This is a genomic window from Streptomyces sp. NPDC031121 (assembly GCF_055570615.1).
The window spans coordinates 273,252-290,955 of the sequence record NZ_JBVIGV010000004.1 but is presented as its reverse complement, the minus strand read 5'-3'; the positions used below and the strand labels follow the sequence as shown (position 1 = coordinate 290,955).

Sequence of the window (17,704 nt, the reverse complement as noted above, 5' to 3'; positions counted from 1 at the left end):
CCTGCGCGGGGGCTGCCGCAGGTGGTGAGTGAGGTGGGTCACATGCTGTCACAACGGCGGGGGCTGCGGTGTCTTGAGGGCGCAATGCCCCGAGGGCGGGAGGCAGCCGCGTCCGGCTGGTTCCTCGGGCTCGGGGCGCCACCGATCCGACGGGAGCGCACATCGTGAAGCACCGCATCGTCGTCCTCGGCGCCGGCTACGCCGGGGCCTACGTCGCCGGGATGCTGGCCCGGCGGCTGTCCGCGGCGGACGCCGAGGTCACCGTGGTCAACGCCGAGCCGGACTTCGTCCAGCGTCTGCGGCTGCACCAGCTCGCGGCCGGCCAGGAGATCGCGGCTCCCGCGCTCTCCGAGGTATTCGCCGGCACAGGGGTCCGGCTGCGGCCCGCCCGGGTCACCGCCGTCGAGCCTGAGCGGCGGGTCGTCGCCGTGGCCGACGCCGACGGCGCCGCCGCCGAACTCGGCTACGACACGCTGGTCTACGCCCTCGGCAGCCACGGGGCCCGCCACGCCGTCCCCGGCGCGGCCGAGCACGCCTTCGACGTCTCCGCCCGGCCCTCCGCTCGGAGTCTGCGCGACCGCCTGGACGGGCTCGCCCGACAGGGCGGAGGCGGCAGGGTCCTGGTCGTCGGCGACGGGCTGACCGGCATGGAGACCGCCACCGAGATCGCCGAGTCCCGGCCCGGCCTGTCCGTGACCCTGGTCGCCCGCGGCGAGCTGGGCGCCACGCTGTCCCCCGGGGCCCGGGAGCACCTGCGCCGGGCCTGCCGCCGGCTGGGCGTCACCGTACGGGAGCACACCGAGGTCGCGGCCGTCGAAGCGGCGCGGGTGCGGTGCGCAGACGGCACGGTCCTGGAGTCCGACGCGACCGTGTGGACGGCCGGCTTCGCGGTCAGCCCCATCGCCGCCGCGGGCGGACTCGACGTCACCGAGGACGGCCGCATCGTCGTCGACCGCACCATGCGGTCGGCCTCGCACCCGGACGTCTACGCCGTCGGCGACTGCGCCTTCGCCATCGGCGACAACGGCAGGCCGCTGCCGATGTCCTGCGCCTCGGCCGGCTACACCGGCAGGCAGGCCGTGGAGGCGATCACGGCACGCCTGACCGGCCGCGAAGTCCCGAAGCACCTCAAGCTGAGCTACCACGGCAACCACATCAGCCTGGGGCGCCGCGACGGCATCCTGCAGATCGTCGACCACGAGGCCCGGCCGAAGCGGAAGTTCCTGGCGGGCCGGAAGGCCGCGCGCGTCAAGGAGGCCATCGTCTCGATGTCGCTGTGGGGCACCTCCCACCCGACCTTCGGCGTGCCGCAGCGCAGGCACCGCCTGACCGGGGCGCCGTACCCGGAGGACACGGCGGACACGGCGGACACGGCGCACGCGGTGCACGCCGGGGAGACCGCCCGCCCCCGCGCGCACGGCTGAGAGGACCGGGAGATGACCGAGCACGGCACGGACCCGGCGACCCGGGCGTTCGTCGACCACCGCAACCTGCTCTTCACCGTCGCGTACGAGATCCTCGGCTCCGCCGCCGACGCCGAGGACGTCCTCCAGGAGACCTGGCTGCGCTGGGTCCGCGTCGACCTGGGGCAGGTCGACGACCGGCGGGCGTACCTGGTGCGGATCACGACCCGGCAGGCGCTCAACCGGCTGCGCGCCGTGAAGCGCCGCCGCGAGGCGTACGTCGGCCAGTGGCTGCCCGAGCCGCTGGTCACGGCCCCGGGCGTCGCCGAGGACGCCGAACTCGCCGAGAGCATGTCGATGGCGATGATGCTCGTCCTGGAGAGCCTCTCCCCGACGGAGCGCGCGGTGTTCGTGCTGCGCGAGGTCTTCGAGGTCGAGTACGGGGAGATCGCCGAGGCCGTCGGCAAGAGCCCCGACGCCGTACGGCAGATCGCGCACCGCGCCCGCCGGCACGTCGGCGCCCGCCGACCCCGCAGAACGGCCTCCGCGCGGGAGACGCGGGCCGCCCTGGAGTCCTTCCGGCGCGCCATCGAGACCGGGAACCCGCAGGACTTCCTCGACGTGCTCGCCCCCGACGTCGTGCTGCTCAGCGACGGCGGCGGCGTCAAGCGGGCCGCGCTGCACCCGGTGGTCGGCGCCGAGAAGATCGTGCGCTTCTGGATCGGCGGCTCCGCCAAGGTGCAGGAGACGATCGCGTGGGAGCCCACCGAGGTCAACGGCAGCCCCGCGCTCGCCGTGTACGTCGGCGGCGAACTCGACGGCGTCATGGCCGTCCGCGTCGAGGACGCCCGCATCACCGGCCTCTACTTCGTCCGCAACCCGGAGAAGCTGACCCACCTCGTCTCCGGAACCCCGCTCACCCTCCGCTGACGCCGTCGGCCCGGATCATCTCGCAGGGAGAGTCATGGACACCCAGGTTTCCCGCGCCCCCGCAGCGCCGCCGTCGCCCTGGCGGACGGTGGCCGGGGCGGTGGCGCTGCTCACCGCGGCCGTCGCCGTGCTGCTCACGGCCTTCGCCTGGCCGCTGGTGCGGTCGTCCCTCCACGGTGTGCCGATCGCCGTCGCCGGGCCGCCCGCCGCGGTCGGACAGGTCGGCGCCGCCCTCGACCGGCGGCTGCCGGGCGGCTTCACGATCACCGAGGTCGCCGACACGGCGGCCGCCGAGCGGCTGATACGCGATCGGGAGGTGTACGGGGCGATCGACGTCAGCTCCGGCAGGCCGCAGGTGATCACCGCCTCGGCCGCCGGCCCGGCGGTCGCCCAGGCGTTGCAGGGCGCCGCGGCCGGCCTCGCGCAAGGGGCGGGGCAGGGGCAGCAGTACGGGCAGCACGGGCAGGGCCCGGGCGGCGGGCCGGCGGCCCCGGTCCGCGACCTCGTGCCCCTGCCTGCCGACGACCCCCGGGGCGCCGGACTGGCCGCCGGCGCCCTGCCCCTGGTCATGGGCGGGCTGCTGGGCGCGCTCGTGCTGACCCGGCTCGTCCGCGGCCTCGCCCGCCGCATCGCCGGCGCGCTCGCCTTCGCGGTCACCGGCGGTCTGGCCGTGGCGGCGGTCCTGCAGTTCTGGCTCGGCTCCCTTGACGGCTCCTACGCCGCCAACGCCGCGGCCGTCGCGCTGGCCGTCGCGGCCGTCTCCCTGAGCCTCATCGGCCTGGAGTCACTGCTCGGGTACGCGGGCTTCGCCCTCGGCTCCGCGGTCATGATGCTCATCGGCAACCCGCTGTCGGGCACGTCGACCGCGCCGGAGATGCTGCCCGGCTGGTCCGGCGGGCTCGGCCGGCTGCTGCCACCGGGGGCGGGAGTCCAACTGCTGCGCTCCACGGCCTTCTTCGACGGCCGCGGCGCGGCTGCCGACGCCACCGTCCTGGCCGCCTGGCTCGCCCTCGGCGCCGCCCTGTGCCTGAGCGCGGCGCTCCGCGCCGCCCCCGCCACCACCGCGGCCGCCTCCCCCACCCCCTGACCCCCGGCGCCGCGCCCGGGCCGGGGGACGCGCCTCGGCCCGGACGCCGTCCGGGGGTGGATACCTCCAAGGCCGGTACCCCGCCAGGCCCCGCCCGGTCACCGCCAGGGGCGGTGGCCCGGGCCTGTGGGGTGGGTGCCGGTGACGCCCATGAGGGCCGAGTACAGGCTGGTTTCCGCGGTGATGAAGAGGCGGTTGCGCTTGGGGCCGCCCCAGGTGATGTTGGATACCGTCTCGGGGACGTTCAGGCGGCCGATCAGGGTGCCGTCGGGGTCGTAGCAGTGGACGCCGTCGTTCATCGCGGCGACCCAGAGGCGGCCGGCGTCGTCGAAGCGGAGGTTGTCGAAGCGGGCGCCCTCGCGGGCCCCGGCCTCGGCGAAGACCTTGCCGTCGGAGAGGGTGCCTTCGTCGCGGACGTCGAAGACGCGGATGAAGCCCGCGCGGGTGTCGGAGACGAACAGCTGCCGCTCGTCGGGGGAGAAGGACAGCCCGTTCGGTGCGCCGAAGCAGTCCGCGACCAGCCGCACTTCAGCTGTCGCCGGGTCGATCCGGTAGACGTTGGAGGAGCCGATCTCGCTCTCCGCGCGGTGGCCCTCGTAGTCGCTGGTGATGCCGAAGTCCGGGTCGGAGAACCAGATCGAGCCGTCGGACTTCACGGTCGCGTCGTTCGGACTGTTCAGGCGCTTGCCCTGCCAGCGGTCGGCCAGGACGGTGACGGTGCCGTCGTGTTCGGTGCGGGTCACCCGGCGGTTGCCCTGCTCGCAGGTGATCAGCCGGCCCTCGCGGTCGAGGGTGTTGCCGTTGGTGTGCCCGGCGGAGCGGCGGAAGACGCCGACCGCGCCGGTCTCCTCGTCCCAGCGGAGCATCCGGTCGTTGGGGATGTCGCTCCACACGACCTGGCGCCAGGCGGGTATGTAGACCGGCCCCTCGGCCCAGCGGCAGCCGGTGTACAGGACCTCCAGGGCTTCGTCCCCGTTCATGCACCGCCCGCTACGGAACCGGTCGTCCAGCATCTCGTACATGCTCTGGCGCTCGCCGCCCATGACGTCCCCCTTGTGGAATGCCGTATACGCCGAATGGCGATCGGCTGTGGTCATATTTTGCAGGATGGTGTTCTGTAGGGATGGGGGTTGGGGAGGATGAGCTGTGGATCACATCGGGCCAGCGGCTGCCGGACCGGGTGCTGCCAGGGGGTCGGCGGGGCTGCTCAAACCGGGAGGCCCGTCGGGCCCTTGATCCGCTTCATGATGATCTGCGAGTTGACCTCGGTGACCCCGGAGAGTGCGGTCAGCTTCTCGATCCACAGGCGCTCGTACGCGCGGAGGTCCGCGACCGCGATCCGCAGCAGGCAGCCGGGGCTGCCGAAGAGGCGGTACGCCTCGATGACGTCCGGGATGTCCTGCAGGGCTGCTTCGAACGCCTCGACGGCCTCCCGGTCGCGGCGCACCTCCACGGACACGAGCACCTCGAAGCCGCGGCCCACCGCCTCGGGTTCGATCACCGCCCGGTAGCCGCGGATCACCCCGTCCTGCTCCAGCTGCCGCACGCGCCGCATGCAGGGGGACGGGGTCAGGCCCACACGCTGGGCCAGCTCCTGGTTGCTGAGCCGGCCGTCGGCCTGGAGCTCGCGCAAGATTTCACGATCGATGGCGTCCATGGAGCAATAATCCACCCGCAGAGAGCCGTCGGCAGGGCGAAGGCGGCAATCGAATTGCGTCCCGAACCGCCTATCATTGCCCGCAGTGCTGTGTTCGGCACATCTGTACGAGTTATCACCCGCACGCGGGAAAGGGTGGCCATGGGGCGGATCGTCGTCATCAGCACCGGCGGCACGATAGCCAGCCGCTGGCAGGGCTCCGGCTTCGCCGCCGACGCCGACGGCCGCGAGGTCATGGCCACGGCGCCGCTGCCCGAAGGGGTCACCGTCGAGGTCGTCGACCTCTTCAGCGTCAACAGCCCCCGGCTGACCACCGCCCACCAGCTGACCCTGCTGCACACCGTGCACGAGGTCCTCGCCGACCCCGGCGTCGACGGCGTCGTCGTCACCCACGGCACCGACACCCTCGAGGAATCCGCGTTCCTCGTCGACCTCCACCACCGCGACCCGCGCAGCGTCGTCTTCACCGGCTCCCAGCTGCCGATGGGCACCGCCGAGGGCGACGGGCCCGGCAACCTGTACGACGCCCTCCTCGTCGCCGCCACCACCCGCGAGCTCGGCGTCCTGATCAGCTTCGCCGGGCGGGTGCACGCCGCCCGCGGCACCGTCAAGACCCAGGCCGTCGCCCTCGACGCCTTCGCCGACCCGTCCCGGGAACTCCTCGGCAAGACCGGCTTCGGCAAGGTCGCCATCCTGCGCCGGCCCCAGCGGCCGGAGCCGCTCCCGCTGCCCGCCATGCCGGAGCAGCTGCCGCGGGTCGACATCGTCATGCACCACACCGACGGCGACCCGTTGCTGTTCGAAGCCGCGGTGGCCGCCGGGGCGCGGGGCATCGTCCTCGTCGGCACCGGCGCCGGCAACGCGACCCCCGAGATCGTCGACGCCGTGCGCGCGGCGGTCGCGCGCGGTGTGCTCGTCGCCCTGACGACCCGCGTCGCCGCCGGGCCCGTCACCGAGATCTACACCCACGGCGGGGCCGTCGACCTGGTCGCCGCCGGAGCCGTGCCGACCGGGACCCTGCGCGCCGGGCAGGCCCGCATCGCGGTCCTCGCCGCGCTCCTCGCCTCCGCCGACCCGGAGGAGCAGACCCGCACCCTCCGCGAAACGGCCTCCCCGACGGGGCCGGTCCTCCTCAACGCGTGACGCGGCGCGGCGCCGACTGCGCCGTCCGGCCGGCCGTCAGGTGAGGAGCGCGTCCAGCACCGCCTCCCCCGCCTGCACCCGGCGCGCCGGCGCCCGCACCGCGCCACCGGTGCGGGCTTCGCCCCCGTCCGCCGGAGGCCCGACGCCGCGGAGGATGCGGCGGCACTCTCCAGCCGGGACGGGCCGGGACCGCTGCCGGCTCGGCCGGCAGGCCCGCCGGCTTCTCGGCCTCCCGTTCCCGGGCTTCGGCGTTTCCGGTCCGCATGAGCCGCCCGGGTGAGATCCCGTCGCACCGCTCGGCCACCACGTCGACGGCCTCGTTGTTCGTCGAGGCGACGAGTACGGACTGCCCGGCGGCGACGGGGCGGTCGCCACCAGGGCCGTCACGACCCGCTCTTTTTGCCGACTCGTTACCCGGATCTACAATCACCGTCACGACAGTCGATCGGGGGGTGCGACTGAGCCGTGCACCAGAACGCCCCGCCAGGGGCTGCTTTTCGTGCGGGACTGCGACCGGTGTCCGGCGCCGCGGGGTCGTCCTGAACGGGCACGCCACGCCCCCGTACACCGCACCGAAAGGCACCGCCCATGCAACGGCCCCCCGAGAACGGCGCGGCCCCGGCCGCCGTGGAAGTGCGCGGTCTGCGCAAGGAGTTCGGCGACAGGACCGCCGTCGCCGGCATCGACCTGACCGTCCCCCGCGGCAGCTTCTACGGCCTCGTCGGCCCCAACGGGGCCGGCAAGACGACCAGCCTGTCGATGATCACCGGCCTGCTGCGGCCCGACGCGGGCACCGTCACCGTCGCCGGGTACGACGTCTGGCAGGACCCCTACGAGGCCAAGCACCGCATCGGCATCCTGCCCGACGGCCTGCGCCTCTTCGAGCGGCTGTCGGCGCGCGAACTGCTGCGCTACACCGGCCGGCTGCGGGAGCTGCCCGCCGCCGACACCGAGGCCCGCGCCGAGGCGCTGCTCGACGTGCTCGGGCTGGCCGAGGCCGCCGACAAGCTCGTCGTCGACTACTCCACCGGCATGCGCAAGAAGATCGGCCTTGCGGCCGCCCTGCTGCACAACCCGCCCGTGCTGTTCCTCGACGAGCCGTTCGAGAGCGTGGACCCGGTGTCCGCCGAGACGATCCGCGAAGTGCTGCGCCAGTACACCGCGAGCGGCTCCACGGTGGTCTTCTCCAGCCATGTCATGGAGCTGGTTTCGGCGCTGTGCAGCCACGTCGCCGTCATGGCCGCGGGCCGTGTGGTGGCCGCCGGCACGTTGGACGAGGTGCGCGCCGGCCGCAGCCTGAACGACCGCTTCATGGAACTGGTCGGCTCCCGCGGCGACAAGGCGAAGGGAGGGAGCCTCGCATGGTTGGGGTCTTCGTCGGGCTGAAGCTCGCCCTGCTGCGCAGCAGCCTGCGCCGCAGCACCGGCCGCGCCGTCGGCTTCGTCGCCGGCGTCGGCATCGCCCTGGCCGGGGCCTGTTACACGGCCGCCGGACTGGCCGGCAACCACGGCGGGGAGCGCGCCGCCGACATCACCGTCCTCGCGTTCACCGGGCTCGCCGTGGCCTGGCTGGCCCTGCCCGTCTCCTTCGGCGCCGGCGGCGACGAGAGCGCCGACCCGACCCGGCTCGCCGTCCTGCCGGTGCGGCCCCGCCGGCTGATCGCGGGGGCCACGGTATCGGCCCTGATCGGGCCCGGGCCGCTCTGCACGCTGATCGTGATCACCGGCGCGGTGGCGGGGGCCGCGGACGGCGCCTTCGACACCGCTGCCGGAGCGGCGGCCGCCGTCCTGGCCGTGCCGCTCATGCTGCTGCTCTGCGTCGTCGCCTCCCGGGCCGTGCTCGCCGCGTTCGCCCGCGCCCTGACGGGACGGCGCGGCAAGGACGCCGCCGCGCTCGGCGGGGTCCTCGCCGCTGTCGGCGGCTACGCCGCGTACCTGCTGCTGACGACCGCCGGCTCCGTGCCGGCGCTGCCACCCGTCGTCGCGCGGGTGCTGCGCTGGGCGCCGCCCGGCTGGCCCGCCGACGCCGTCCGGGCCGCCGCCGAGGGCCGCACCGGCACCGCCCTGCTCGAACTCGCCGGCACCGCCGCCCTGATCGGGACGCTGATGGTGTGGTGGCACGCCTCCCTCGCCCGGCTGATGACCACCGCGGACGCCTCCACCGCGCAGGCCGTGAAGGTCCGGGCCGCCCAGGCCACCGGCCCGCGGGCCCGGCTCCTGGCCTCCAGCCGTGCCCTGCTCGTCGCCCACCACCAGTTCGGCGCGTTCCTGAGGGCGCCGCGGCACCGCATGACGATGATCGCCGCGTTCGCGTACGCCCTGCTGTTCCCGGTGGTGACGGTGGCGGTCGGCGCGAAGACACCGTACGTGGTCGCCGGCGGCGCCTGGGTGTTCGGCCTGACCGTCCCCGGGGTGCTGTTCGCGCTGGACGGCTCCGCGATCTGGACCAACGTCGCCACCCTGCGCACCGCGGCCCAGGCGCGGGCCGAGCTCGTCGGCCGGATGCTGCCGCAGCTGGTCCTGATCGCTCCCTGGCTGACGGCCGTCGCCGTCGGCATCGCCCTCGCCACCGGGCGCACCGACCAGCTCGCCGCCGCCCTCGGCATCACGTTCGCGCTGCTCGGGGTCACGTTCGCGATGGGCATGGTCATCAGCGTGTACCACCCCTACCCGTACCCGGAGGACCCGTTCAGCGTGAGCGCCCCCGGACAGAGCGGCGGCTACCATCTGGCGAACTTCCTCAGCTCCATGCTGGGGAGCGTCGTCATCGCCCCGGTCATCGCCGGCGCGTTCCTGCTGGACGGGACGGCCTCCTCCTGGCTGCTGCTGCCGGCCGGGACGGCGTACGGGCTGCTGGCCGTCGCGCTGACCCTGCGCGTCATGGGACAGCGGCTGTTCGACCGGGCGCCGGAGGTCCTGGCCGTGCTGCGGATGTCCTGACCCCCTAAGCCCCCGTGAAGGCCCTCAGGATGTCGTCCGCGGCCAGGGTCGGCGTCAGGGTGCCCGCCCTCACGCGGGCTTCCAGGGCGGGGGCCAGGTCGCGTACCGCCGGGTGGGCGCGGAGGCGGTCCAGGAGTTCCTCCCGGACCATCGACCACGTCCACTCCACCTGCTGCGCGGCCCGCTTCGCGGCGAGCCGTCCCCCGGCCTCCAGCAGCCGCCGGTGCTGCTCCAGCCGGTTCCAGACCTCGTCCAGCCCGGTGGACTCCCGCGCACTGCACGTCAGTACGGGCGGCGTCCACGCCGCGTCGGCGGGGTGCATCAGCCGCAGGGCGCCGGACAGTTCGCGGGCGGCGGCGCGCGCGTCGCGTTCGTGCGGCCCGTCGGCCTTGTTCACGGCGAGGACGTCGGCCAGTTCCAGGACGCCCTTCTTGATGCCCTGCAGCTGGTCGCCGGTCCGTGCCAGCGACAGCAGCAGGAAGGAGTCGACCATGCCGGCGACGGTCGTCTCGGACTGCCCGACGCCGACCGTCTCGACGAGGACGACGTCGTAGCCCGCCGCCTCCATCACGATCATCGACTCGCGGGTGGCCTTGGCGACCCCGCCGAGCGTGCCCGCCGACGGGGAGGGCCGCACGAACGCGTTCGGGTCGACCGACAGCCGTTCCATCCGCGTCTTGTCGCCGAGGATGGACCCGCCCGTCCGCTTGGACGACGGGTCCACCGCGAGGACGGCGACCCGGTGCCCCAGCCCCGTCAGCATCGTGCCGAACGCGTCTATGAACGTGGACTTCCCGACGCCCGGAACGCCGCTGATCCCGATCCGCCGGGCCTGCCCCGCGTGCGGCAGCAGCTCCGTCAGCAGGGACTGCGCCAGCACGCGGTGCGCGGGCAGCGTCGACTCGACGAGGGTGATCGCGCGCGCGATCAGCGCGCGCTTCCCGTCGAGGACGCCCTTCGCGTACGCCTCGATGTCGATCTTCGGCACCGGCCGCCCCCGCCTACAGCTCGTGGCCCAGGTCCGCGGCGAGCCGCGTCACCAGGTCGTGGGCCGCGTCGGGGATGACCGTGCCGGGCGGGAACACCGCCGCCGCGCCCATCTCCAGCAGGGTCGGCACGTCGGCCGGCGGGATCACCCCGCCCACCACGATCATGATGTCCTCGCGGCCCTCCTCCGCGAGCTGCTCGCGCAGCGCCGGGACGAGGGTCAGGTGGCCGGCCGCCAGCGACGACACGCCCACGACGTGGACGTCCGCCTCGACGGCCTGGCGGGCCACCTCCGCCGGGGTCTGGAACAGCGGGCCGACGTCGACGTCGAAGCCCAGGTCGGCGAAGGCCGACGCGATGACCTTCTGGCCGCGGTCGTGCCCGTCCTGGCCCATCTTGGCGACCAGCACGCGCGGACGGCGCCCCTCAGCCTCCTCGAACCGGTCGACGAGCGCACGGGTCCGCTCCACCGAAGGGGACTCCCCTGCTTCGCTGCGGTATACGCCGGAGATCGTACGGATCTGCCCGGCGTGCCGCCCGTACACCTTCTCCAGGGCGTCCGAGATCTCGCCCACCGTCGCCTTCGCGCGCGCCGCGTCGACGGCCAGCGCGAGGAGGTTGCCCTCCAGGCCCTGCCCCGCGCCCCGCTCGGCGGCGTTCGTCAGGGCGCGCAGCGCGTCCTGCGTGCGGGCCTCGTCGCGCTCCTCGCGCAGCCGCCGCAGCTTGTCGATCTGCTGGGCCCGCACCGCCGAGTTGTCGACCTTGAGGACCTCGATCTGCTCGTCGCTGTCGACGCGGTACTTGTTGACGCCGATCACCGGCTGCCGCCCGGAGTCGATACGGGCCTGCGTGCGGGCCGCGGCCTCCTCCACGCGCAGCTTCGGGATGCCCGCGTCGATGGCCTGCGCCATGCCGCCGGCCGCCTCGACCTCCTGGATGTGCTGCCAGGCCCGGCGCGCCAGGTCGTACGTCAGCTTCTCGACGTACGCGCTGCCGCCCCACGGGTCGATGGTGCGGCAGGTCCCCGACTCCTGCTGGAGCAGCAGCTGCGTGTTGCGGGCGATGCGCGCCGAGAAGTCCGTCGGCAGGGCGAGCGCCTCGTCGAGGGCGTTGGTGTGCAGGGACTGGGTGTGGCCCTGTGTGGCGGCCATCGCCTCGATGCAGGTGCGGGTGACGTTGTTGAAGACGTCCTGCGCGGTCAGGGACCAGCCCGAGGTCTGCGAATGGGTGCGCAGGGAGAGGGATTTGGCGTTCTTCGGGTCGAACTGCTTCACCAGCTTCGCCCACAGCAGGCGGGCGGCGCGCAGCTTCGCGACCTCCATGAAGAAGTTCATGCCGATCGCCCAGAAGAACGACAGGCGCGGCGCGAACGCGTCGACGTCGAGCCCGGCGCCCTGCCCGGCCCGCAGGTACTCCACGCCGTCCGCGAGGGTGTACGCGAGCTCCAGGTCGGCCGTCGCGCCCGCCTCCTGGATGTGGTACCCGGAGATCGAGATGGAGTTGTACCGCGGCATCTTCTGCGAGGTGAACGAGAAGATGTCCGAGATGATCCGCATCGACGGCTTCGGCGGATAGATGTAGGTGTTGCGGACCATGAACTCCTTGAGGATGTCGTTCTGGATGGTCCCGGCGAGCTTGTCGGGGGAGACGCCCTGCTCCTCCGCCGCCACGATGTACAAAGCGAGGACCGGCAGCACCGCCCCGTTCATCGTCATCGACACCGACATCCGGTCCAGCGGGATCCCGTCGAACAGCTGCCGCATGTCGTAGATCGAGTCGATCGCGACACCCGCCATGCCGACGTCGCCGGTGACGCGCGGGTGGTCGCTGTCGTAGCCGCGGTGCGTCGGCAGGTCGAACGCGACGGACAGGCCCTTCTGGCCGGCCGCGAGGTTGCGCCGGTAGAAGGCGTTCGACTCCTCGGCGGTGGAGAAGCCCGCGTACTGGCGGATCGTCCACGGCTGGTTGACGTACATCGTGGGGTACGGGCCGCGCAGGAACGGCGCCGCGCCCGGGTAGGTCGCGAGGAAGTCCAGGCCCTCCAGGTCGCGCCCGGTGTACAGCGGCTGCACGCCGATGCCCTCCGGGGTCTCCCACAGCAGGTCGCCGGTGTCGCTGCCGGTCGCCTCCTTCACGGCGCTGCGCCACTGGTCCTCGGACCCGGCGGACGGGGCGCCGCCGCGCAGGGGGAGTGCGGAGAAGTCGGGGATCTCGGTGCCGCTCACGGGGCCACTCCCATCCGGTCGAGGGCGCCGGTCAGCACCGCGACGGCGTCGCAGCCGGCGTAGACGTGGTCGTCGGCGGCGCCGGCCGCGGTGCCGGGCCTGCCCGCGAGGTAGACGGTCGCCGCGCCGGCCGCGCGCAGGGCCGCGGCCACCGCCTCGGCCTGCTCCTCGTACAGCGCGTCGCCGGAGCACAGCACGGCCGTGCCGTCGGCGCCGCTCGCGGCGTACGCCGCGGCGGCGGTCGACGCGTCCACCGACACCGGGTCGTGGACCGGCTGGATGCCGCCGGCCTGGAACAGGTTCGCGGCGAAGGTGGCGCGTGCGCTGTGCGCGGCGGCCGGGCCGAGGGCGGCGAGGAAGATCCGCGGCCGGGCGCCCGTCGCCGCGAGGTGCCGGTCGCTGCGGGCGCGCAGCGCCTCGTACGCCTCGTCGCGCCGTACGCGGGGCAGGCCGCCGGAGGGCGCCGCGGGGGCGGGCGGGCGTTCGGGCAGCTGCTCGGACAGCAGCGGGAACTCGCTGACGCCGGTGATCGGCTCGCGCCGCCTGGCGAGCTTCGCGGAGCGCTCGGCCCAGGTGGCGGCGAGCCGGTCGGCGACGAGGCCGGAGCGCAGGGCCGCGGCGAGGCCGCCCGCCTTCTCGACGGTCTGGAAGAACTCCCAGGCGGCGTCGGCGAGTTCGTCGGTGAGCCGCTCCACGTAGTAGGAGCCGCCGGCCGGGTCGATGACCCGCGCCAGGTGCGACTCCTCCAGGAGGATGGAGGAGGTGTTGCGGGCGATGCGGCGCGCGAACGCGTCGGGCAGGCCCAGCTCGTGGTCGAACGGCAGCACGGTGACGGCGTCCGCGCCGCCGACGCCCGCCGCCATGCAGGCGACGGTGGTGCGCAGCATGTTCACCCACGGGTCGCGGCGGGTCATCATCACCGGCGACGTCACGGCGTGCTGGCGCTGGGCGCCGGCGTGCGGGGCGCCGCACGCCTCGGCGACGCGGGCCCACAGGAGGCGGGCCGCGCGGAGCTTCGCGATGGTGAGGAACTGGTCGGCGGTGGCCGCGTACCGGAACTCCAGCTGCCCGAGGGCGGCTTCGACGCCGAGTCCGCCCGCGGTCAGGGCGCGCAGGTAGGAGGTGCCGGCGGCGAGGGAGAGGCCGAGCTCCTGCGCGGCCGAGCCGCCCGCCTCGTGGTACGGCAGGGCGTCGACGGCGAGGGCCCGCAGGCCGGGCCAGTCGGCGGCTGCCTCGCGGGCGAGGGCGACGGCCGCGCCGAGGTCGGCGGCCTCTCCGGTACGGGCCTCGTGGCCGAGCGGGTCGGCGCCGAGGCAGCCCCGGGCGGCGTCCGGGGCGGTTCCGCGCTCGGTGTGCAGGGCGATCAGGGCGCGGGCGGCCGCCTCGAACTCGGCGCCCGCGTCGAGGGAGACGGGGGCGAGGTCGAGGTACACGCCGTCGAGGGCGCGGCCGAGCGCGTCGACGGGGACGCCGCCCCGGCCGAGGCACAGCCACAGCGAGGTGACGCCGTTCTCCAGGTCGGCGAGGACGGCCTCGTTCACCTGCGCGGGGTCGGTGCCGAGGTGCCGCTGCCGGACGTCCCAGCCCGAGGCGGAACCGCCCGCGGGGGTGCCGCCCCGTACGAAGGGGGTGAAACCGGGGAAACCGGTGTCCGCGGGCGTTTCGGGCGTGGTGTACAGCGGGCGGGTGAGGAGCCCGTCCTCGAGCTGGGTGGACAACGCGTCTTCCGCGGCACCGCCGGATACATCCTTGCCGGACTTGCGCAGTACGCCCTCTACCAGGCGCTGCCACTGCTCATGCGTCGCGTCAGGGAACTCGGCGGCCAGGGAGAGCCCGTCATCAGGCAGGACCGTCATGGCTCGAATGCTAGGGGGGTCACGGTGGGGACGACCATAAGCACCGGATGTGATCTCCCCCTCTCATGTGAGGGGGTAGGGAGCACGGAAGAGCGGGCAGAACCGGAACCCTGCCCTGGTTCCGCGGCGGCCCCGGGGCCGGCCCTCCGGGGGTGCTCCCCGGGCGGCCGGGCGCGCCGAATCGCCCGGACGGCGGACGGGCGTGCGTGTCGGCCCGGCCGGGCGTCAGGCGGGCAGGGTGTTGCGGTGCGAGCGGCGGCGGGCCGCGCTGAAGAGGGCCTGCATCTGCGCGCCGGACTGCTCGACGTCGTCCAGGGGGGAGGGGAAGGCGAGGGCGGCGTCGCGGTGGCCGCGGCGCTCCTCCAGGCGGAGGGTGAGCCCGTAGCGGTCCATGGCCAGCGGCAGGGCGCGGACGAGGTCGGCGGTGGGCTGCGGGTCCACCAGGCGCAGCAGGAGCGTGACGAGCTCGGAGTGGTCGTCGAGGAAGTGCGTGAGCATGCCGGCCTCGTACCGGGCGAGGGGGTCGGGGGAGGCCGCCTCCAGCTCGCCGAGGCCGACGGAGGTGCGGCGGCCGTCCGGGGTCTCCAGGACGGCCCGGAGGAACTCGACGCAGGTGGAGGCCTCGGCGTCCTGCCCGCGGTACGGGGTGAGGAGGCGGCCGGCGATGGTGACGCGGGCGCGGACCCGGTCGCGGACCGGCGTGGGCGCGATGTCGGTGAACTCCAGCCTGATCGAGGGCCGTTCCTCAAGTTCGCCGCCGGGCTCCGCGGGGTGCAGGTGCAGCCGGCCGAGGGGGTCGGAGCCGTCGAGGTGGCGCACCTCGGTGGGGACGCCGTCGGTGGTGACGGTCATCGAGTGGGCTGCGGCCAGGATCGAGCGGACGCGCTCGGCGCCGGTGGGGCGGCCGGCGGCAGGGGTGGCGGGTGCACCGGGCATGCGCATGCGGATCTCTCCATCGTCCTGGACTGCAAACTTAGGCATGCCTAACCTAACCCATCGCCGGTTGTGCGGGCACCCCGCCCCCTCGGGACCGCCCGCGTTTCCGTGCGCCCCCCGTGCCGGCCGTGTCGTTGTTGGGCTGAACGGGTGAAACGCGAGAGGATGGGGGGATGCACATGAAGCGCGCGGCCGAGGCGGCCCGGTGAGCAGGTACGACGTCACGGACGAACAGTGGGAGGGTCTCGCGCAGGTGGTTCCCCTGCGCAGTCGCAACGAGTGGCCCTCACGGGTGGACCACCGCACGATCCCCGCGTCCTCCGGGACCGCGGCCGCCGAGCAGCGGCGCTTCGTCGTGATCCGGGTGCAGGTCTTCGCCGACGCGCGGGAGGTGGCCGAGTACCTGATCGCGCAGGTGCCCGTGCTCCTCGACCTCACGGGCGCCGACACCGAGGTGGCCAAGCGGATCCTGGACTTCAGCAGCGGGGTCGTCTTCGGCCTCGGCAGCGGCATGCACCGCGTCGACCGGAACGTCTTCCTGCTCGCGCCCGTCGGAACCGAGGTCGAGGGGATCGCGGCCGCCGCCGTCCCCCGATCGTAGGAAGGTCGCTCCGAGGTAACGGTTCGGCGTGCCGGGGGAGTTCCCGGCGGGCCTACCGTCCGGCGCATGGACGCCACCCCGGACACGGCGGGGCCCCGCCCCGCCGTACCCGAGCAATCCCGCCTGACCCGCCGCCGGCAGCGCCCGGCCGCCGCACCGTGGGCTCCCGCCGGGCCGTGGCCTGCCGCGCCGCGGCCCGCGGCCGCGGGCGGCGCGGGGCGGTATCCGGCTGCCGGTGCGTCGGCGGCCGCCCCCGCGGCGCCCGCCGCGGCCGTACGCGCGCCGGGCGACCGGGACGGGACGCCCGAGGGCGGGGACTCCGCCGCTCCGGGAGCCGCCGGCAGGGCGGGGCCCGTGCGGCCCGTCGTCAGCGAGCTGCGGCTCTCCGCCTTCGGGCCGCACCGGGGCCTCGTCCTGCCACTGGCCCCCGCCACCCTCCTCACCGGGCCGAGCGGCAGCGGCAAGTCCCACGTCCTCGCCGCCCACGAAGCGCTGTCCGCCCTCGCCGCCGGCGCAGCCCTCGACGCGGTCTTCCCCGACCCCGCCGCCCGCGTCCCCGACCGGGCACCCGCCGACGCCCAGGGGCGCCGCGGCTTCCGGATCGGCTGCACCGTCGACGGCCCCGCGGGCCCGGTCCGCCTCGACCTCGCCGTGCAGGCCGAACCCGCCCTGCGGATCGTCGGCGAACGCCTCACCGCGGGCGGCGAGGTCCTGCTCGGCACCGCCCTGCGCGACCCCGGCCGCCGCAGCGTCCAGGCCGCCTGGCTGACCGGCGGCAGCGCCGTCGTCACCCGCGCCCCCTTCCCCGACGACCGGCTCGGCACCGCCCTCATCCCGCTGCGCGTCGCCGGAGCCACCCCCGGGCAGCGGCGGGTCCTCGCCGCCGCCGAACAGGTCGTCGTGGCACTGCGCTCCGTCTTCGCCTGCGACCCCGACCCCGACCGGATGCGCGCCCCCGCCCCGCACGGCGAGGGCCGGCTGCTCCGCGACTGCGCCAACCTCGCCGACGTACTGCGCCGCACCCGCCACGAGTGCACCACCCGCCACACGCTGCTCGCCCGCGCCGCACAGGCCGCCTGCGCGGGCCGCGTCCACGGGCTCGACGTCCTCGTCCCCGGTGACGGGCCCGCCCCCGGACCCGTCACGGCCGTCCTCGACCGCGGGCCCGGGCGGCCCGCCACCGAACTCGCCCGGCTCGGCTCCGGCGAACTCCGCTTCCTCGCCCTGGCCCTGGTCCTGCTCACCGGCCCCGGGGTGCTCGCCATGGACCCCGCCGCCGAACTGCTCTCCGCCCGGCAGGCCCTCACCGTGCTCGCCGACGGCTTCGACCGCGGGATGGACCGGCGGCAGGGCGCCGAACTGCAGCGCCTCGCCCTGCTCGCCTGCGGCCGCGGCCACGTCCGCCTCCTGGCGGCCGTCGGGGAGGAGTCCGCGGCGGCCGCCCGCGAGGCCGCCGGAGCGGCGGTGGTAGACCTGGGGCATGAGCGACACGCCCGAGACGAACGGACCGCCGAAGACCGGTGACGAGCGCCTGCACCGGCTCCAGAGGCGCCTGGCGGAGTTCGCGGCCGTCCGCGGCTGGGAGCCGTACCACACCCCGAAGAACCTGGCCGCCGCGCTGAGCGTGGAGGCGTCCGAACTGGTCGAGATCTTCCAGTGGCTGACGCCCGAGCAGTCGGCGCGGGTCATGGACGAGCCGGACACCGCGCACCGCGTGGCCGACGAGGTCGCCGACGTGCTCGCCTACCTGCTCCAGTTCTGCGAGGTCCTCGGGGTGGACGTGCTGGACGCGCTCGCCGCGAAGATCGAACGGAACGAGCTGCGCTTCCCGGTGACCGGGCCTACGACCCCACATCGTCACTCTTTGGAGTGATGGCGTCGTCCACAACCCTGTCTCTGTCCAGAGATTTCCGAATGCCCCTGGCTTTACTGGCGCATTG

The 17,704-nt window shown here is 74.6% G+C and carries 15 protein-coding genes; 9 read left to right on the top strand and 6 right to left on the bottom strand.

Features of this window, described 5'->3' with window-relative positions:
* Positions 1-164: 164 nt before the first annotated feature.
* Genes ACZ462_RS09300 through ACZ462_RS09290 form a run of 3 tightly spaced genes read left to right on the top strand, consistent with a single transcriptional unit; the run spans position 165 to position 3,420 of the window.
* Positions 165-1,424 carry an NAD(P)/FAD-dependent oxidoreductase gene (locus tag ACZ462_RS09300; RefSeq protein WP_467804488.1) on the top strand — a complete coding sequence of 420 codons (1,260 nt, stop codon included), beginning with the start codon at positions 165-167 and terminating at the stop codon, positions 1,422-1,424.
* A gap of 12 nt (positions 1,425-1,436) precedes the next feature.
* Positions 1,437-2,333 (top strand): RNA polymerase sigma-70 factor, encoded by an 897-nt coding sequence (locus ACZ462_RS09295; protein ID WP_467804486.1) that lies wholly within the window; start codon positions 1,437-1,439, stop codon positions 2,331-2,333.
* A gap of 34 nt (positions 2,334-2,367) precedes the next feature.
* On the top strand, positions 2,368-3,420 hold the full coding sequence (locus tag ACZ462_RS09290; protein WP_467804485.1) for a hypothetical protein: 1,053 nt from the start codon (positions 2,368-2,370) through the stop codon (positions 3,418-3,420).
* Between the two features lie 98 nt (positions 3,421-3,518).
* Here ACZ462_RS09290 and ACZ462_RS09285 read toward each other — a convergent pair whose 3' ends face one another.
* Both ACZ462_RS09285 and ACZ462_RS09280 read right to left on the bottom strand, forming a co-directional pair.
* A complete protein-coding gene (locus tag ACZ462_RS09285) occupies positions 3,519-4,442 on the bottom strand; it encodes an SMP-30/gluconolactonase/LRE family protein (protein ID WP_467804603.1) in 924 nt (307 codons plus the stop codon).
* A gap of 185 nt (positions 4,443-4,627) precedes the next feature.
* Positions 4,628-5,077: an Lrp/AsnC family transcriptional regulator gene (locus ACZ462_RS09280; RefSeq protein ID WP_467804484.1), complete on the bottom strand. Its 450-nt coding sequence runs from the start codon at positions 5,075-5,077 to the stop codon at positions 4,628-4,630.
* A 141-nt stretch (positions 5,078-5,218) separates the two neighbouring features.
* On the opposite strand from ACZ462_RS09280, the gene ACZ462_RS09275 reads away from it, so the two are divergent.
* The 3 genes from ACZ462_RS09275 (at position 5,219) to ACZ462_RS09265 (ending at position 9,159) form a co-directional block, all read left to right on the top strand.
* Positions 5,219-6,220, top strand: a complete 1,002-nt coding sequence (locus ACZ462_RS09275; RefSeq protein WP_467804483.1) for an asparaginase — start codon at positions 5,219-5,221, stop codon at positions 6,218-6,220.
* A 588-nt stretch (positions 6,221-6,808) separates the two neighbouring features.
* Entirely contained in the window at positions 6,809-7,606 is a 798-nt protein-coding gene (locus ACZ462_RS09270; RefSeq protein ID WP_467804482.1) for an ABC transporter ATP-binding protein, read from the top strand.
* Positions 7,582-9,159, top strand: a complete 1,578-nt coding sequence (locus ACZ462_RS09265) for a transporter (RefSeq protein ID WP_467804481.1) — start codon at positions 7,582-7,584, stop codon at positions 9,157-9,159. The genes ACZ462_RS09270 and ACZ462_RS09265 overlap by 25 nt, the downstream gene beginning before the upstream one ends.
* Positions 9,160-9,163: 4 nt before the next feature.
* On the opposite strand, the gene meaB is transcribed toward ACZ462_RS09265, so the two are convergent.
* The 4 genes from meaB to ACZ462_RS09245 all read right to left on the bottom strand — a co-directional run bounded on the left by meaB (position 9,164) and on the right by ACZ462_RS09245 (position 15,169).
* Positions 9,164-10,147 (bottom strand): methylmalonyl Co-A mutase-associated GTPase MeaB, encoded by a 984-nt coding sequence (gene meaB, locus ACZ462_RS09260; protein WP_467804480.1) that lies wholly within the window; start codon positions 10,145-10,147, stop codon positions 9,164-9,166.
* Between the two features lie 13 nt (positions 10,148-10,160).
* Complete coding sequence (scpA, locus tag ACZ462_RS09255; RefSeq protein WP_189809461.1) at positions 10,161-12,371, bottom strand: methylmalonyl-CoA mutase; 2,211 nt, start codon at positions 12,369-12,371, stop codon at positions 10,161-10,163.
* Positions 12,368-14,227 (bottom strand): methylmalonyl-CoA mutase subunit beta, encoded by a 1,860-nt coding sequence (locus ACZ462_RS09250; RefSeq protein WP_467804479.1) that lies wholly within the window; start codon positions 14,225-14,227, stop codon positions 12,368-12,370. The genes scpA and ACZ462_RS09250 overlap by 4 nt, the downstream gene beginning before the upstream one ends.
* A 225-nt stretch (positions 14,228-14,452) precedes the next feature.
* Positions 14,453-15,169: a DUF2470 domain-containing protein gene (locus ACZ462_RS09245; RefSeq protein ID WP_467804478.1), complete on the bottom strand. Its 717-nt coding sequence runs from the start codon at positions 15,167-15,169 to the stop codon at positions 14,453-14,455.
* 199 nt (positions 15,170-15,368) lie between these two features.
* On the opposite strand from ACZ462_RS09245, the gene ACZ462_RS09240 reads away from it, so the two are divergent.
* The 3 genes from ACZ462_RS09240 (at position 15,369) to ACZ462_RS09230 (ending at position 17,637) form a co-directional block, all read left to right on the top strand.
* Positions 15,369-15,764 (top strand): cell division protein SepF, encoded by a 396-nt coding sequence (locus ACZ462_RS09240; RefSeq protein WP_114054655.1) that lies wholly within the window; start codon positions 15,369-15,371, stop codon positions 15,762-15,764.
* 66 nt (positions 15,765-15,830) lie between these two features.
* Positions 15,831-17,288: an AAA family ATPase gene (locus tag ACZ462_RS09235; RefSeq protein ID WP_467804477.1), complete on the top strand. Its 1,458-nt coding sequence runs from the start codon at positions 15,831-15,833 to the stop codon at positions 17,286-17,288.
* Positions 17,245-17,637, top strand: a complete 393-nt coding sequence (locus tag ACZ462_RS09230) for a nucleotide pyrophosphohydrolase (RefSeq protein ID WP_467804476.1) — start codon at positions 17,245-17,247, stop codon at positions 17,635-17,637. The genes ACZ462_RS09235 and ACZ462_RS09230 overlap by 44 nt, the downstream gene beginning before the upstream one ends.
* Positions 17,638-17,704 lie beyond the last annotated feature (67 nt).

Bases quoted from the DNA above. Each gene is read 5' to 3' on its own strand.
- ACZ462_RS09295 (WP_467804486.1), top strand. From the start codon at position 1,437: ATGACCGAGCACGGCACGGACCCGGCGACCCGGGCGTTCGTCGACCAC.
- ACZ462_RS09270 (WP_467804482.1), top strand. From the start codon at position 6,809: ATGCAACGGCCCCCCGAGAACGGCGCGGCCCCGGCCGCCGTGGAAGTG.
- ACZ462_RS09265 (WP_467804481.1), top strand. From the start codon at position 7,582: ATGGTTGGGGTCTTCGTCGGGCTGAAGCTCGCCCTGCTGCGCAGCAGC.
- ACZ462_RS09280 (WP_467804484.1), bottom strand. From the start codon at position 5,077: ATGGACGCCATCGATCGTGAAATCTTGCGCGAGCTCCAGGCCGACGGC.
- ACZ462_RS09275 (WP_467804483.1), top strand. From the start codon at position 5,219: ATGGGGCGGATCGTCGTCATCAGCACCGGCGGCACGATAGCCAGCCGC.
- ACZ462_RS09235 (WP_467804477.1), top strand. From the start codon at position 15,831: ATGGACGCCACCCCGGACACGGCGGGGCCCCGCCCCGCCGTACCCGAG.
- ACZ462_RS09250 (WP_467804479.1), bottom strand. From the start codon at position 14,227: ATGACGGTCCTGCCTGATGACGGGCTCTCCCTGGCCGCCGAGTTCCCT.
- ACZ462_RS09230 (WP_467804476.1), top strand. From the start codon at position 17,245: ATGAGCGACACGCCCGAGACGAACGGACCGCCGAAGACCGGTGACGAG.
- ACZ462_RS09285 (WP_467804603.1), bottom strand. From the start codon at position 4,442: ATGTACGAGATGCTGGACGACCGGTTCCGTAGCGGGCGGTGCATGAAC.
- ACZ462_RS09290 (WP_467804485.1), top strand. From the start codon at position 2,368: ATGGACACCCAGGTTTCCCGCGCCCCCGCAGCGCCGCCGTCGCCCTGG.
- ACZ462_RS09245 (WP_467804478.1), bottom strand. From the start codon at position 15,169: ATGCGCATGCCCGGTGCACCCGCCACCCCTGCCGCCGGCCGCCCCACC.